The sequence below is a fragment of the Streptomyces oryzae genome (genome assembly GCF_017676365.1).
GTDB classification, from domain to species: Bacteria; Actinomycetota; Actinomycetes; order Streptomycetales; family Streptomycetaceae; genus Streptomyces; species Streptomyces oryzae.
Genome location: NZ_JADKMA010000002.1, coordinates 87,970 through 102,400 on the forward strand (window position 1 = coordinate 87,970; position 14,431 = coordinate 102,400).

16 protein-coding genes and 1 pseudogene are annotated in these 14,431 nt (G+C 71.8%); 9 read left to right on the forward strand and 8 right to left on the reverse strand.

Annotated elements, in window-relative coordinates:
* Window positions 1–2: 2 nt before the first annotated feature.
* Window positions 3–1,661 (reverse strand): sensor histidine kinase, encoded by a 1,659-nt coding sequence (locus ITI46_RS00870; RefSeq protein ID WP_209237167.1) that lies wholly within the window; start codon window positions 1,659–1,661, stop codon window positions 3–5.
* A gap of 696 nt (window positions 1,662–2,357) precedes the next feature.
* Here ITI46_RS00870 and ITI46_RS00875 point away from each other — a divergent pair.
* Both ITI46_RS00875 and ITI46_RS00880 read left to right on the forward strand, forming a co-directional pair.
* Complete coding sequence (locus ITI46_RS00875; protein WP_209237168.1) at window positions 2,358–3,980, forward strand: hypothetical protein; 1,623 nt, start codon at window positions 2,358–2,360, stop codon at window positions 3,978–3,980.
* A gap of 108 nt (window positions 3,981–4,088) precedes the next feature.
* Window positions 4,089–4,283: a hypothetical protein gene (locus ITI46_RS00880; protein ID WP_209237169.1), complete on the forward strand. Its 195-nt coding sequence runs from the start codon at window positions 4,089–4,091 to the stop codon at window positions 4,281–4,283.
* Between the two features lie 62 nt (window positions 4,284–4,345).
* Here ITI46_RS00880 and ITI46_RS00885 read toward each other — a convergent pair whose 3' ends face one another.
* Entirely contained in the window at window positions 4,346–5,044 is a 699-nt protein-coding gene (locus ITI46_RS00885) for a GNAT family N-acetyltransferase (protein ID WP_209237170.1), read from the reverse strand.
* Window positions 5,045–5,168: 124 nt separating this feature from the next.
* The gene (locus ITI46_RS00890; protein ID WP_209237171.1) at window positions 5,169–6,026 is read right to left on the reverse strand and encodes an SDR family oxidoreductase; all 858 of its coding nucleotides are present in this window, start codon (window positions 6,024–6,026) and stop codon (window positions 5,169–5,171) included.
* Between the two features lie 147 nt (window positions 6,027–6,173).
* Between ITI46_RS00890 and ITI46_RS00895 the strand changes: the two genes are divergently transcribed.
* The 3 genes from ITI46_RS00895 to ITI46_RS00905 all read left to right on the forward strand — a co-directional run bounded on the left by ITI46_RS00895 (window position 6,174) and on the right by ITI46_RS00905 (window position 8,131).
* Complete coding sequence (locus ITI46_RS00895) at window positions 6,174–6,581, forward strand: winged helix-turn-helix transcriptional regulator (protein WP_209237172.1); 408 nt, start codon at window positions 6,174–6,176, stop codon at window positions 6,579–6,581.
* Between the two features lie 118 nt (window positions 6,582–6,699).
* On the forward strand, window positions 6,700–7,224 hold the full coding sequence (locus ITI46_RS00900; RefSeq protein ID WP_209237173.1) for a DUF2231 domain-containing protein: 525 nt from the start codon (window positions 6,700–6,702) through the stop codon (window positions 7,222–7,224).
* A gap of 517 nt (window positions 7,225–7,741) precedes the next feature.
* Complete coding sequence (locus ITI46_RS00905) at window positions 7,742–8,131, forward strand: hypothetical protein (protein ID WP_209237174.1); 390 nt, start codon at window positions 7,742–7,744, stop codon at window positions 8,129–8,131.
* A 103-nt stretch (window positions 8,132–8,234) separates the two neighbouring features.
* Here ITI46_RS00905 and ITI46_RS00910 read toward each other — a convergent pair whose 3' ends face one another.
* Together ITI46_RS00910 and ITI46_RS00915 are read right to left on the reverse strand one after the other, a co-directional pair.
* Window positions 8,235–8,699, reverse strand: a complete 465-nt coding sequence (locus tag ITI46_RS00910) for an ABC transporter permease (RefSeq protein ID WP_209237175.1) — start codon at window positions 8,697–8,699, stop codon at window positions 8,235–8,237.
* A 151-nt stretch (window positions 8,700–8,850) separates the two neighbouring features.
* Entirely contained in the window at window positions 8,851–9,225 is a 375-nt protein-coding gene (locus ITI46_RS00915; RefSeq protein ID WP_209237176.1) for a hypothetical protein, read from the reverse strand.
* Between the two features lie 184 nt (window positions 9,226–9,409).
* On the opposite strand from ITI46_RS00915, the gene ITI46_RS34460 reads away from it, so the two are divergent.
* The gene (locus tag ITI46_RS34460) at window positions 9,410–9,595 is read left to right on the forward strand and encodes a hypothetical protein (protein ID WP_247745264.1); all 186 of its coding nucleotides are present in this window, start codon (window positions 9,410–9,412) and stop codon (window positions 9,593–9,595) included.
* A gap of 46 nt (window positions 9,596–9,641) precedes the next feature.
* Here ITI46_RS34460 and ITI46_RS34465 read toward each other — a convergent pair whose 3' ends face one another.
* Window positions 9,642–9,824, reverse strand: a complete 183-nt coding sequence (locus tag ITI46_RS34465) for a hypothetical protein (protein WP_247745265.1) — start codon at window positions 9,822–9,824, stop codon at window positions 9,642–9,644.
* A gap of 128 nt (window positions 9,825–9,952) precedes the next feature.
* On the opposite strand from ITI46_RS34465, the gene ITI46_RS35975 reads away from it, so the two are divergent.
* From ITI46_RS35975 to ITI46_RS00930, 3 genes and pseudogenes are all read left to right on the forward strand, one after another.
* A complete protein-coding gene (locus ITI46_RS35975; protein WP_372451822.1) occupies window positions 9,953–10,597 on the forward strand; it encodes a histidine kinase in 645 nt (214 codons plus the stop codon).
* A gap of 4 nt (window positions 10,598–10,601) precedes the next feature.
* Window positions 10,602–11,110: pseudogene (locus tag ITI46_RS00925) on the forward strand (response regulator); the annotation flags it as partial.
* A gap of 150 nt (window positions 11,111–11,260) precedes the next feature.
* Window positions 11,261–11,737, forward strand: coding sequence for a phospholipase (locus ITI46_RS00930; protein WP_209237188.1), 477 nt, complete (start codon window positions 11,261–11,263; stop codon window positions 11,735–11,737).
* 121 nt (window positions 11,738–11,858) lie between these two features.
* Here the strand turns inward: ITI46_RS00930 and ITI46_RS00935 are convergent, their stop codons facing one another.
* Both ITI46_RS00935 and ITI46_RS00940 read right to left on the reverse strand, forming a co-directional pair.
* A complete protein-coding gene (locus tag ITI46_RS00935) occupies window positions 11,859–13,103 on the reverse strand; it encodes a bifunctional glycosyltransferase family 2/GtrA family protein (protein WP_209237177.1) in 1,245 nt (414 codons plus the stop codon).
* A 26-nt stretch (window positions 13,104–13,129) separates the two neighbouring features.
* Window positions 13,130–14,431: sensor histidine kinase (locus ITI46_RS00940; RefSeq protein ID WP_209237178.1), on the reverse strand; the 1,302-nt coding region annotated here is incomplete at its 5' end.

A 14,431-nucleotide genomic window follows, 5' to 3' on the forward strand; every position in this document is an offset into this window, starting at 1 on the left:
GGCTAATCACTCTCTTGTTGCTCGTCGAGGCGGTCGTGCGTGGCGGGCCCGTTCACCGGGCTGCTGTTGCCGGACACATCTGCCGGGCTGTTGCTGGACACGAAGGCGGCCAGTCCGGCGAACGACTCCTCGGGCGGAACGCTGGAGGTGTCCACTCCCGGCGCGGCATGGACGCCGTTGCCGGGGCCCGGTACGCCCATGGCCGGTTTGCTGCGCTTGGGCAGGCCGCCCGGCGTGGTGCCGTCCGGGACCGGATCCTCGTCCAGGGTGTCCGGACGGTCCTGACCGGCTGTTGCCGTCGGGCCGCCCGGTGCGGCGTCGGAGCCGGCCGGGACGGGTTCGGGCCGGGCCGCGGCGGGTTCGGGCCGAGCCGGGACGGCGGGGTGGGGGCGCCGCTGGAGCCTGGCGGCCCGGGGCGGGTCGGAGTACATGGGCTTGTCGAGAGGCTTGAAGTACTTGTGGGGGACCACAACGACCGCGGCGGTGCCGAGCCATGGCGAGTCGTCGAAGGTGACCGTGATGCCGTACTTGCGGGCGAGGTTGCCCACCACGCGCAGGCCGATCTGCGCGTCCTCCGCCAGCCCGCCGGGCCCGGAGCCGATGGCCACGCCGTTCAGCAGCCGCATCGCCTGCTGCCGCTTCTCCGCCCTGAGCCCGGTGCCGGCGTCCTGGATCTGGATGCCCAGACCGTTGGGCACTTCCTTGGCGGAGACGATCACCGGTTCCGCAGGGGGCGAGTACCGCGTCGCGTTGTCCATGAGGTGGGCGAAGATCAGCGTGAGGTGGTCGACCAGACTGCCGTCCACACCCAGCTGGGGCAGCCGGCGCAGCTGAATCCGCTTGTACTCCTTGATGCGCCCCATGCCGCCGCGGACCACGCTGATCAGCGGCTGATGGGTCTGCCACTGCCTGCCGGGGTGGTCAGCGCCGCCGAGTACGACGATGCTGGCGGCCAGGCAGTCGGCCGGGCCGAGCTCCTGGTCGAGCTGCATCAGGTCACGGGCGACCGTCGGAAGCCTGCAGTGCACGCCCTGCATCTCGTGCAGATCGGCACGGATCTTGTTCGTGTAGACCTGCATCCTGCTGCCGATGCTCACCACCGAGTTGCGGGCGGAGGAGCTGCGGTCGAACTCCTCCTCGATGGCGAGCATGGCGGACCGCAGCAGCTTCCTGAGCGTGGGCTTGAACTCCTGCGGTACGTCGGGGTCGTCGGCGAGCGGACGCAGCAGATCGTCCATCGCCTCGCCGGCGCGCAGTTCGTCGACGGCCTTGGGCAGGAACTCCTCCGCGATCCTGACCAGTTGCGCCTTGTGGAACTCGGTCAGCTGGGAGAGCTGCGAATGCAGCGCGGAGACCTCGGCGGCGTGCTTCTGCTGTACGGAGGCCAGCCAGTGCTCCGCCTGCACTTTGTCCGCCGCCGCCTGCGCGTGGTGGTTCCCGGCGGCCTGCCGGGCGCGGCGTTCGCAGTTCAGCAGGCGCTCGACGCAGATGGCCGTGGCCGCGGTGGCCGGCGCTCCGACGAGAAGAACGGTCGGCCGGTCTTGGGGCGCCCCCACGACCAGCACCACGGCCGTGGCCAAACATATCGCTACGGGCAGTGACCACCACGCGTGCCAGGCAGCGGGCAGCCGGGCCGCGGGTGCGTTCGTGGCTCGTTCCATCTGGGTCCTCAACCATTTTTCAAGCGGGGCTGGGTCGGAAACGCACTCGTCGCACGGCAACTGCCGTACAGGTAGGCGGCGCGCTCACCGAATGGCCTGCTGGCGGTTCTGGTTCCTTTTCACTGCGACACCAAGTCGTTGACGGCAGGCCGACGGCGCCCTGCGAGTGCGTCAACTCGCCGGGAGTCGGGGAGCTTAACGAGAAGACGGACCGCCTCGCAGGAGATGCTGTGTTCTGCCATCCGTATCGGATTTCCGTTCGAATGCGGCAAGGGAAATCCCAGGTGCCGTGTGGTGCGGTGTGTTGTCGGCGACTCATTTTTATGTTGGCGGCAGCGCTTTCCGACTTCCTTTGTCCGTGAAATGCCAACCGCTTGACCGCCTTTGCTCATTATTGATCGGTCACGGCAGCGAGCGTGCACCTGTCGTACAGCTGACCTGGACACCTCGCATATTTCTGAGGAAACTGCCTAGGGCAGGTGGCTACCCCCCACGCCAGTCGTGTGACCTGGCCCAACAGATCGTCAGTCGACAAGTGCACCCGACAGTGCTCCCCCCGACGGAGGGGAGTGCTGCGCCACCGCACGCCCGCGCACCACGCGGGACCGGCATGTACCGCAGCACCGACGTGAGCGTTTCCACGAGTAGGAGGACTCACCGATGGGACGAAGCGGAATCAGCACCGAACTGGCAGGCATGGTCAGAAACTCTGTCAAGAGCTGCACGGACGATTACAAGCGGCGCGAGGAATCCGGTGTCGCGCGGAGCAACAGGGCCGCGGGCGGAGAGGAGCCGTACGGCGGCGGCCTGACGTTTCCGGTGGAAGGGGTGCTGGTCCGCGCGCCCAGGGAATTTCCCGCACCCGATGCTCACGGTGTGGAACGCCTGCGCGAGCTGGACGCGTGTCTCGCCGTCATAGAGCGGGCATTCCCCGGCGTGCAGTCCAGCCTCCGTCTGTGCCGGCTCTCCTGCGAACTACTGGAAGGTGCCTGGCGCGAGCGGGCGGAGAGCACGGATGTCGCGCCCGATGACGACTCGTGCGGCTGCACGCTGTGCGCCCATTTACCCAAGCCGCTCATACGCAGTCTGGACGACTACGACTGGCGTAGAAGTGATGGACGCCCGCTCCCGGTCAAAACATGGCCCTTCCGAAAAGAACTGGACAGCGTGTTGACCGGCGGCTGGGTGTGGACCAGAAAGATGAACGACTCCGACCGGGACCTCGGACTCCGCTTCCGGCACGAGGACGACATCCTGGTGCTCCACGAGTACAAGCGCGTCGAGGCGGCGATCCAGGTGTCCGACACCGCCCGGGTTGTCGAGCAGCGCCTCGCCGAGGACCGTACGACCAACGGGGCGCGCGCCCTGATATCCGGGCTCTACGCCGCCTACAAGCGGTCCGTCGACGAACACTGGCTCAGGCAGCACGTGGCGGGCACCGTCGAGCTGCCCCCGACCACGCCGCTCGACCACTCGACCTACTCCCTGCTCCAGCTCATGGACTGCCTGTTCTGGCACGTCTCGCCCGAGGCCGAACTCTGGCAGGAGGAGCACCTCGCCTCGCTGGTGCTGTGCCGGGTGCTCAACGACATGACCGACGTACGCGCGGACGCCGTCACCGGGGAGGCCAGCAACTTCTGGCTGAGCTCCATGTCCACGCACGAGAAGGCCCTCTACGGGGCGTGCGTCGTCGCGCTGATCAAGTACGGGTGCATGCCGGAAGCGCATGGCCTGCTGTGGAACACGTGGCTGATGGACACCACGATCGTCTGGGAAGGGCTGACCGGCCGGCATGCCCTGTGGTTCGACGGCATCACCAACGGCCTGCCCCCAAGGGACGGTTGCCCACTGTGCGGCATCGAGCCCAACGCCTGCACCGGCCTGCTGACCGACGGCGTCACCTTGCGCATCGGCCGTACGCCCATGGTGGACGGTCTCGGCGAACGCGCGGCCCGCCTCTCGGCCCGCTGCCGGAGCGAACACCCGGAAGTGTGGCGGCTGTTCGACCAGGAGCTCGCCGTTTTCGAGGCGCTGCACGGGGAATGGCACGGTGACGTCGGTACCGTTTGGGTGATATTGCGCCGCACCTACATAGCCGCCGTCCTCGCCTCCCTGGCGGGCGGCGAGGGGGCGCGCGACGTTCAGGTCGACTCCGGCAACGTCGGAGCGGACCTGTTCCACGCGCTGCACCGGCCGCCCACCTGGAAGGAGGACACGGCCCTGCTGGCCTACATGTTCGGCTGCGCGCACCCGCACTTCCTGTGGAACGCCCAGTCATTCGCATCGGCCACTGTGGGCGGTGACTGGCTGGACGGCTGACCGGAGCCCAGCGGCGCGGCCGGCTTGGGGAAGAATGCGGCACGCGTGCCTCCCGTCCGACCGGCGGAACCCGCGGCACGACGCGAACCCTGCGAAGAAGAGAACCGTATGAGCGAGGACGAGCGGCGCGAGCAGTACGCGGTGGCGCTGTACAGCACTCTCGGGCACAGCGCGGAGCGCCATCCCTGGGCCGGGCTGTCCCCGGCCCGGCGCGAGGTCTGGTATGTCCGCGCCGACGCGGCCATGGCCGTCGCAGACAGGGAGATCGCAGAAGCGTTGCGTACTTCCGGGTCGAACGGGTGAACCGCTGCCGCACGGCCGGAGTCGCGGGAGCCGTTTGATCTCTTCTGCGACTGGTGAGGCGGTCAGGGTGTACGGAAGCCGCGGAAGGTCACGGGCCGGCGCACCTTGAAGCCGAGGTGTTCGTAGAGCGCGACGGCCGCGGTGTTGGCCGCGGCCACATGCAGGAAGGGGCGTTCGTTCCGTGACTCGATGCGCGCGACCAGGGCGCGTACCAGCCGGGCGGCGTGACCGCGGCCGCGTGCCTCGGCGGCGGTGCAGACCGCGCTGATCTCGGTCCAGCCAGGCGGTCGCAGCCGCTCGCCGGCCATGGCGACCAGTGCCCCGTTCTCGCGGATGCCCAAGTAGGTGCCGAGTTCGTGCGTGCGGGGCCAGAACGGTCCCGGGCTCGCCCGTGCGACGAGGGCGAGCATCTCCGGGACGTCGCCGGGCCCGAGCTCGACCGGCTCGGGTCCCTGCGCGGGGGCGGGAGCGCCGGCCGCAAGGTGGATCATCTGGAGGCCGTCGAGGGAGAAGACCGGCTCCCAGCCGTCCGGGGGCTGCGCGGGGCAGCTGAACATGTCGGCGAGCTCGCCGTGCCCGAGCAGGGAGGCGAGATCGGCCCATGCGGAGGAGCCCGGTTCCAAGGGGACCGTGGCGAAGGTCGCGACGTCCGGCAGGTAGGTGGCCGCCCCACCGAGCCGGCGGGCCAGGTGGGCATGGCAGCCGCGGAGCGACGCGCCGACAGGGTCGTCCAGTGCCGGGTCGTCATGGGGGATGTGCATCCTGTGGCCTGCTCCTCCTGCTTCCCTTCTGCCTTCCTTCAGCGGTCCATCCGATCCATGCGTGCCCTCCGCGATCGTTCTGCGTGCGGTCGTGCCCTCCCAGCAGGGCGCCCGGCGATCGCCGTCAGCCCTTCAGTGCTGCGGCGATGCTGTCGGCGAGCGGGGTCGTCGGGCGGCCGATCAAGCGGCGCAGATCGTCGCTGCCGCCCTGGAGCAGACCGCGGCGGATGCCGTTGACGTCCACGTCGACCAGGATCTCGGCGAACGGTTCCGGCATCCCGGCGCCGACGAGGACCTGCCGGAACGCCTCGGGCGCCAAGTCATGGTAGGCGACGGAAGTGCGGGACTGACGGGAGAGTTCAGCGGCGTACTCGGCGAGGGTCCACGCCTGGTCGCCGCTGAGTTCGTACGCCCTCCCCTCGTGGCCCCCGGTGGTGAGGACGACCGCCGCGGCTGCCGCGAAGTCGGCGCGGGCCGCCGAGCCGACGCGTCCCTCACCCGCACTGCCGGCCACGCCGTGCTGGAGCTGGACGGGGATCTGCTCGGTGTAGTTCTCGGTGTACCAGCCGTTGCGCAGGAAGGTGTGGGGCAGGCCCGAGCCGAGGACGGCCTCCTCGGTCTCGGTGTGCTCGGCGGCGAGCGCGAAGTCGGCGGCGGGCCCGCCGAGGACGCCGGTGTAGACCAGGCGCGCCACGTCGGCGGTCTTCGCGGCTTCGATGATCGCGGTGTGCTGCGGGGTACGCCTGCCCACCTCGTTGCCGGAGATGAGCAGGACGGTGTCGCCGGGCCGGAAGGCGTCGGCCAGGGTCTGCGGCTCGTTGTAGTCGGCCACGCGCAGCTGGATGCCGCGCTCCGTCAGTGACGCGCCTTTGGCCCGGTCGCGGACGACGGCGGCCACCTGGTCCGCGGGCACCCTGGCCAGCAGCTCGTCGATGACGAGGCGGCCCAGCTGCCCGGTGGCTCCGGTGACGACGATGCTCATGGTGGTGCTCCTGTGGTTGCGTGCGGTTGTTGTGGGGCAATGCGCCCGGCTGCGCGCTGTTGCGCCGTGCGGCGCGGTTGAGCGTGCACTAACCGTAGGTGGGCTACTAACCGAAAGGTAGTACCCACCTTCACGTAAGCTACTGGTATGAAGGAGAGTACGGAGACGGCCGCGGCGCCGGGCCGGCTGCCCGATGTGACCGCGGCGGACTGCCCCTCACGGCTGGTCCTGGAGCACGTCACCAGCCGCTGGGGCGTCCTCGTCCTGTGCGTGCTGCTCGAGGAGACGCGGCGCTTCAGTGAGCTGCGCCGGCTGATCGGCGGCGTCAGCGAGAAGATGCTCGCGCACACCCTCCAGACCCTGCAGCGGGACGGACTGGTGCACCGCGAGGCGTACCCGGTGATCCCGCCCCGCGTCGAGTACTCCCTCACCCCGCTCGGCGTCGCCGCCGCCCGGCAGGTGGCGGCCCTCACCCACTGGGTGGAGGAGCACCTGCCCGACGTTCAGGCCGCGTGGGGAAGCTACGACGCCGCCAAGCAGGCCGGGACGGCGTGAGGGCACCGACCGTGTGGGCACCGGCCCGGCGCCGCCTGCGGTTGCGGATCCCCGGCGCGGTGAGACGCTGAATCCGACGGTCGCCATGTCCCACCCGGGGGGCCTTTTTGGAGGCTTCATGTACAGCAAGGCCACGATCGCCGGTCACCCCGTTCACCCCATGCTGGTCGGCTTCCCGGTCGCCTGCTACACCGGGACCCTCGTGGGGTTCGCCGTCTACGCGGCGAACGGGGCCCAGTTCTGGCTCAATCTGGCGATCGCGCTGAACGTCGTGGGCGTCGGCAGCGCACTGCTCGCCGCGCTCCCCGGCTTTGTGGACTGGGCTTTCGGCATCCCGCGCGGTTCGGCGGCCAAGACCGTCGGTCGGGCTCATGCGGGCCTCAACGTCGCCGCGCTCGCGCTGTTCGCCGTCAGCCTGGGCACCCATGTGACCCACTGGAACGGGCCGGCCACCGGGGCAACTCTCGGCCTGGCGCTCTCCTCGGCAGGTGTCGCCTGCACCGTCGCCGCCGGGTTCCTCGGCTGGATGCTGGTGCAGGACTACCACATCGGTATCCGCCTCACCCCCACCCAGGAGCGCGACGAGCCCGCGGTGCAGAACGTGCACCGGATGGAAGCCCGCCGCGAGGACCGCGCGGCCTGACCCGTCTGACTGCCTGACCGACCGCGTCCCGTGGTGCGGCTGCTGCGAGGCGGCGCGCGAGGGCGGCCCAGCAGGGTGCGGTTGTCCAGTGCCGTGCGTATCTCGTCCCGGAGGGCGGCCGTTCGGCCGGGTGCGGCAGCGACGAGTACGGCGTCGGTGCGCGGCTCCCGCGCGGACGCATCGGCCTGTGGCTGCGGTACGGCATCCAGCGGCAGCAGCGCGGGGGTGAGGGAGCCGGGGCTCGTAGATCGCGACGACCGGGAGGGCGAGTTCCGTTCGGGTGCCGTCGACGGGTGCCGTCGACGGTGCCGGTGACGCGGGAGCCGGCCTGCCAGTTGTGGGCCCGTGCCTCCTGCCGGGTGACCGCGATGCCGCGACCGTGCGGGGGTCGACGGCGGTGGCGTCCAGATAGCCGTCCCGGGGCAGTTTCACGGGTGCGGAGACGGCGGGGGGCGGTGACGGCGGCGGTGTCCGGCAGCCGGGCGACGCGCTCCGCGGTACCGGGGCCGATCTCCGCGTGCTCGACGGGGGTCACTTCCAGGTCGGGGACCATCGCCTGCCGCGCCTGCTCGGCGGCGGCACGGCTGCGCGTCGCGGTCGCCACCGTGGCGGCGCTGACCAGGGCGAGCCCGATCATCAGGGTGGCGGCAGTGGCAGCCGTACGGCGGGGATTGCGGCGGGTGTTCTCCACGGCGAGCGTGCCGTGGACGCCGAACGGCCGGGTCAGCGGACGGCGGAGCAGCCGCGTGACGCCGAGGGCGAGGGCCGGGGTGAGCACGATGAGGCCGAGCAGCAGGACCGCGTCGGCGAGGGCGACGACACCGAGGTCGTCGGTGCCGGACGCCGCCGCGGTCAGGAGCGCGCCCGCGGCGGTGACGGCCACGCCGGCGAGGGTGCGGCGCCGTAGCGAGGCGGGGCCGGGGGTTCGCCGCTGCGCAGCGCCGCCACGGGCGGTACGGCTGCCGCGCGGCGGGCCGGCAGAAAGGCGGCGAGCGCGGTGACCACGACACCTATGCCGAAGGCGGCGACCGCGGGCTGCGGCGCGAGGAGGCGCAGTGGGACACCTGGCCCGTCGGTGGTACCGAACAGCCGGGCCGGCACGGCCGCCACCCCCCCATGCCGAGCAGATGGCCGAGGACGGCGGCGACGGTCCCCACCAGCACGGCCTCCGTGAGGACCAGGCGCAGCACATGGCGGCGGGTCGCGCCGATCGCCCGCAGCAGCGCGTGCTCGCCGGCGCGGGCCGCGCTGAGCATGGCGAAGGCGTTGGCGACCAGGAAGGTGGCGACGAACAGCGCGATCCCGGCGAAGCTCAGCAGGACGGAGGTGAGTTTCCGCTGGTCGTTGCCGGCCGTCGCGGTGGCCTCCGCGTCCAGGGCCTGCCGGGTGACGGCTCGCAGCCCGTCCGGCAGCGCTGCCTGTGCCCGCGCGGCGAGCCGACTCTCGGCGACGCCGGGGTCCGCTGTGAGGGTCAAAGCGGTGTAGTTGCCCGGGCCCGTGGCGAAGTACCGCTGTGCGGTGGCCGTGTGGAGAAGGGGCAGCGTTCCGCCGGAGACCAGCCGGAGTCATGGGCGGTGAAGATACCGACCAGCCGGTCCGTGCGGGCACTGCCGCCGACGACGATCCCTACCCGGCCGCCGACGCGGAGCCCGGCGCGCCGCGTGGGCCGATCAGCTCGCCGCCGGGGCCGACGACGAAGGCGGTGCCCTCCGCCGTACCGCGAACGGCCGCCGCGCCGGGCAGCGTACGCAGCCGGTTCAGGAGCCGGTCGTCGAGCCGGGCGCGTGCACCGCGCGCCGCGTCGTCGGCGGAGGTGTCCGGCCGCACCGCCACGGAGACATCGGGCTGCGCGGTGGCCTGTGCCTGTTCCAGTGCCGTACGGACGGACTGGGTGTACAGGAGCGAGCCCGAGGTGAAGGCCACCCCGAGCACGACTGCCACGGCCGGCAGTTGGAAACGGCGTTTGTGGGCGTGCAGATCGCGCAAGGCGGAGTGGAACATCGGCGACTTCCGGACGGGTCGGAGGCAGGAGCGGGCCCGGCGAACACGGCCCGCGGCTCGATCTTCCGGTCCGGACGGCATCCGGCGGATCAGCCGTATTGCCGACCCGGCGCCGCTGCAACAGCGCTTCGGCCGGCCGAAAGACCGACGCCGGCCGCGCGTCTGCGTCGTAGCGTGAGGTGCCATGATCGAAGCGCTCCGGACTCGTCCGCTCCTCCGGCAGGCCCTGTTCTGGGCGGCTGGTGCCGCCGTACTCGCCCTGCTCGTCGCCGAGGGCATGGAGACCGGCTTCCTCCCGACGACCGTGGCGACCGTGGTGACCGGCGCGCTGTGCGTGGCGGCCCTGGCCCTGCCCACCCCGCGCTTCTGACTCGTCGCGGCCGCTGCGGTGGCCGCGTCCGGCACCCTGACCGTCGTCACCGTGCAGCTGGCCCAGCGGCGGAGACCACGCCGGGCATGACCGAGGTGGGTGCACTGCTGCTGATCGTCACCCGGGCCGTGCGCCGGCTGCCGCTGCTGCGGGCCGCCGTCCTCGCCGCCGCGAGCGCCTTCGCCGCCGAACTGCTGCTGTTGCGGCTGCCGGAGACCGACTGGGACATCGCCGGGGCGTTTTCTCGGGCCGCTCGTCCTCGTCGCTGCCGTCCTGACGCTCGTCCTGGGCCTTTATCTCCGCCTGCTGGACACACTGCGCGAGCGTCAGCGGCTCGCGGACCGGCAGGACCAACGTCTGGAGTACGCACGCGAGTTGCACGACTTCGTGGCCCACCACGTCACCGCGATCGTCGCCCAGACCAAGGCCGTACGGTTCGCCACCGCATCCGGGCACGCCCCGCCGCCCGCCGAACTGGACGCCATGCTCGGCCGGATCGAACAGGCCGGTGCGGAGGCAGATCGACTCGATGCGCAGCATGGTCTCCGTCCTGCGTACGCCCTCGGAGCCGGCTGCCACCGGGCCGGGCGGCACCCTCGCCCGACTGCGCCCTCTCGTCACGGACTTCGCCGGCACCGGCCCGCAGGCTCACCGTCGCCAACGGCGGCGGGGGCTCCCGCCTGTCGGGAAGGGGCGGCGGCTACTGGGCTGCTCGGGCCGGCCGAACGGATCGAGGGCGCCGGCGGCCGGCTCACCGCGGGGCCGGTGGCGGGGAGCGGCTGGCGGGCCACGGCCGAACTGCCGCTGCGGGGCGCGTACACGGCACGGGGCGCCCCGAAGGGGCGCGGGGAACTGCGCGAGCAACCCCGAACCCAGCCGCACCCCGCACGGCACCGGAAGGGGCACCCCCTTCCCGGACAGCCGCCGGGAGCCCGCGAAAACAGGGCTGCCACCATGGGCGGCATGACGATCCGAGTACTCATCGCCGACGACCAAGGGTGATCCGGACGGCGCCACCGCCGTCGAGCCGGCTCGCAGGCTGCGCCCGGACGTCTGCCTGCTCGACATCCGGATGCCGGAGCTCGACGGACTCCAGGCCACCCGGGAGCCGGCCGGGCCGGATGTGCCCGATCCGCTGCACGTACTGATCGCCACCACGTTCGACCTCGACGAGTACGTCTACCGCGCGCTGCGCCACGGCGCGTGCGGGTTCCTGCTCAAGGACGGCGCGCCCGCGCTGCTCACCGAGGCCGTGCGGGCGGCCGCCCAGGGGGAACTCGCTGATCGCCCCGGCCATCACCGTGCGGCTGCTCCAGCACGTGTCCCTGCCGGAGCGCTCCCGCACCACCGCCCGCGACCGGGCCGCCACCCCCTTGGCCGAGCCCCTGACGGAGCGGGAGCTCGACGTCGTACGGCCGCCTGGTGGCCCGCGGCCGGACCAACGACGAGATCGCCGCCTGGGCCTGGGAGAACGGCCTCTGCGACGGCGCCTGGCGTGCCGGTGGGCGCCCGTGAAGGGCGCGGAGAGCCCGAACGAGGGGCGCTCGAAAGTGAGTTGAGGTATCTGTTCAGCGGCGCGTGGTGGTGTCAAGCTTGGCTCGCCCCGGCGAACCCCACCTGGCCTGGGCATCGCGGGCTCGTCCCCCTCCGGAGGTCATCATGCGAATGCGCCGCCGTCATGCCGTTCCCCTCGCCGCCGTCGCTCTTGCGCTTCCCGCCGTACTCATCCCCGCCGGCTCCGCGTCGGCCGTCCCCGCCGACAAGTTGCAGGTCCTCAGCTCCTGGACGCAGACCAGCGCCGCCAGTTACGACGCCTGGTGGTCCGCCCGGCAGAACCAGGGACAGTGGGCGGCCTACGAGTTCGACTGGTCCACCGACTACTGCAGCTCCTCGCCCGACAACCCGTTCGGCTTCCCCTTCCAGAACGCCTGCGCCCGCCACGACTTCGGCTACCGCAACTACAAGGCGGTCGGTGCTTTCGAGGCGAACAAGTCCCGCATCGACTCGGCGTTCTACGAAGACCTCAAAAGAGTGTGCAACCGGTACTCCGGAGCCACGAAGACGGCCTGCAACTCGACGGCGTGGACTTACTACCACGCCGTCGACATCTTCGGCCTGAAGGGCGCTGACAAGGCGGCCTGACAGTGCGCCCCGAAGGGGCGTGGGGAACCGCGCGCCCAGCCACAACGCATCTGCACCCGGGACTCGGCGCAAAGCCCACCCTCCCTTCGGGGTGCATCCCCCATACCGGGCAAGAGGGCCCTCACCTGCGGGGGAACACCCACACCCGGAAGAGAACGAACCGCAGCACCGTCGCAGCGAGGTTGGCGCACACCAGCACGGCCAACTCCGCACTGCGCGGCGCCCCCGCCGCGGCAGTGCCCAGGGCGGCGAGCGAACCGCTGGTCAACGCCAGCCCGACGGCGAAGACGAGCAACCCCTGCGCCTGGTGCCGCACAGCGCGCTCGCGCCCCCGTACGCCGAAGGTCAGCCGCCGGTTCGCGGCGGTGTTGCCCAGGGCCGACAGCAGCAGCGCCAGCGCGTTCGCGGCCTGTGCGCCCATGCCCTGCCGCAGCAGCGAGTAGAGCGCCAGATAGAGCAGCGTGCTGAGCGCGCCGACCAGACAGAAGCCGATCAGCTGGCGCGGCAGTCCGCCGGGCACATCGGCCAGGTGACGGTCGCGCGGGTCGTCGCCGAACGGCCGCCGCAGCCGGTCCAGCGGCAGCGCACCGCTCGCCAGCGCGCGGCCGACCCGCCAGACGCCCTTGAGGTCGTCGGTCACCGTACGCAGGATGTCCACCCGCGAGTCCGGGTCGTCCACCCAGTCGACCGGTACCTCGTGGATCCGCAGCCCGGCGCGCTCGGCCAGCACCAGGAGCTCGGTGTCGAAGAACCAGCCGTTGTCCTGCACCAGCGGCAGCAGCCGGTCGGCCACCTCACCGCGTACGGCCTTGAAGCCGCACTGCGCGTCGGAGAACCGGGCGGCCAGCGAGCCGCGCAGCAGGAGGTTGTAGCCGCGCGAGAGAACTTCGCGCTTCGGGCCGCGTACGACACGGGAACCGGAGGCCAGCCGGGTGCCGACGGCCACGTCCGAGTGGCCGGAGATCAGCGGCGCGACCAGCGGAAGGACCGCGTTGAGGTCGGTGGACAGATCCACGTCCATATAGGCGCGTACGGGCGCGTCGGAGGCGGCCCACACGGTGCGCAGGGCGCGCCCCCGCCCCTTCTCCTCCAGCCGCACCAGCGAGACGGAGTCGAACTCATCGACCAGCTCGCGGGCCACCTCCTTGGTGCGGTCCCGGCTGGCGTTGTCGGCGATGGTGATCCGGAAGCCGTAGGGGAAGTGGCGGGTCAGGAAGGTGTGCAGCCGCCGTACGCAGGGGCCCAGGGAAGCCTCCTCGTTGTAGACGGGCACCACCACGTCCAGCACGGTGGTGGGCGTCCGGGAGGGCAGGTGGCGGCGAGCCGGAAGGGCTCCGCCCGCGGTGAGATCGGTTTGTACGCTCATGCCACCGACCGTCGCGGGCGGGCCTGTCAGCCCGGTGTGGCCAGGCTGTGAGCCACCTGTGAGGTGCCGGATCCGGCCGGACTCGCCGGCAGCCGCACGGTGAAGACGGTGTGCCCCGGGCGGCTCGCGACCTCGACCTGGCCCTCGTGCGCGGCCACAACGGCCGCCACGATGGCCAGTCCGAGCCCGGTGCTGCCGCTGTTGCGCGAGCGGGAGGCGTCGCCCCGCGCGAACCGTTCGAAGACCCGCTCCTGGACGTCCGCGGGGATACCGGGACCGTCGTCCACGATCCGCACCGCCACCTGGCCGCCGTCCAGGGCCAGTTGGGCGCTGACCGTCGTACCGGGCGGGGTGTGGGTACGGGCGTTCGCCAGCAGGTTGGCCAGCACCTGCCGCAGCCGTCCCTCGTCGCCCGTCACCAGCAGCGGCGAGGCGGGCATCTCCAGGCGCCAGACATGCGCCGCCCCGGCCACCCTGGCGTCGCTGACCGCGTCCACCACCAGCGCCGAGATGTCCACCGGGCGCCGCTCCAGCGGGCGCCCCGCGTCGAGCCGGGCCAGTAGCAGCAGATCCTCCACCAGCGCGGTCATCCGCAGGGCTTCGGACTCGATCCGCTCAAGGGCGTAACCGGACTCCGGGTCCGCATCGGTGCCGGCCCCTCCGCCCTGTCTGCGGCGCGAGAGTTCCGCGTAGCCGCGGATGGAGGCCAATGGGGTGCGCAGCTCGTGGCTGGCGTCCGCGATGAACCGGCGCAGCCGCACCTCGCCCTCGTGCCGCGCCGCCAGCGCCGAGCCGACGTGGCCCAGCATCCGGTTCAGCGCCGCACCCACCTGGCCCACTTCCGTCTCCGGGTCGGTGTCCCGCTCCGGTACGCGCTCGCGCAGCTGCACCTCACCGCTGTGCAGCGGGAGTTCGGAGACCCGCGTGGCCGTGCGCGCCATCCGCCGCAGCGGGCGCAGCGCGACACGTACGGACGCCGCTCCGGCGATCCCCGCGCCCACCAGCCCCGCCCCGGCCACGCACACCTCGACCAGGACGAGGGTGCTGATCGTGTCGTCGACCGACGCGGTGGGCAGCCCCACCAGCAGCGTGCCGTCCGCGACATGTACGGACGTCACCCGGTAGCTGCCCACCTGCGGCAGCTCGGCCGTGTGCGGTCGGCCATCCCGTGGCACCGAGGCGAGCGCCGCTGACTGTGCGTTGGTGAGCGGCTTGATGTCGACTCCCGGCCTGCCGTCGGCCGGCTTCTGCTGCACGCTGCGCGCAGCGGAGCTGAACGCGGCAGCATCGCCGCTCGTCTTCTCTGCGAAGGCGCCGACGGTCCCCAC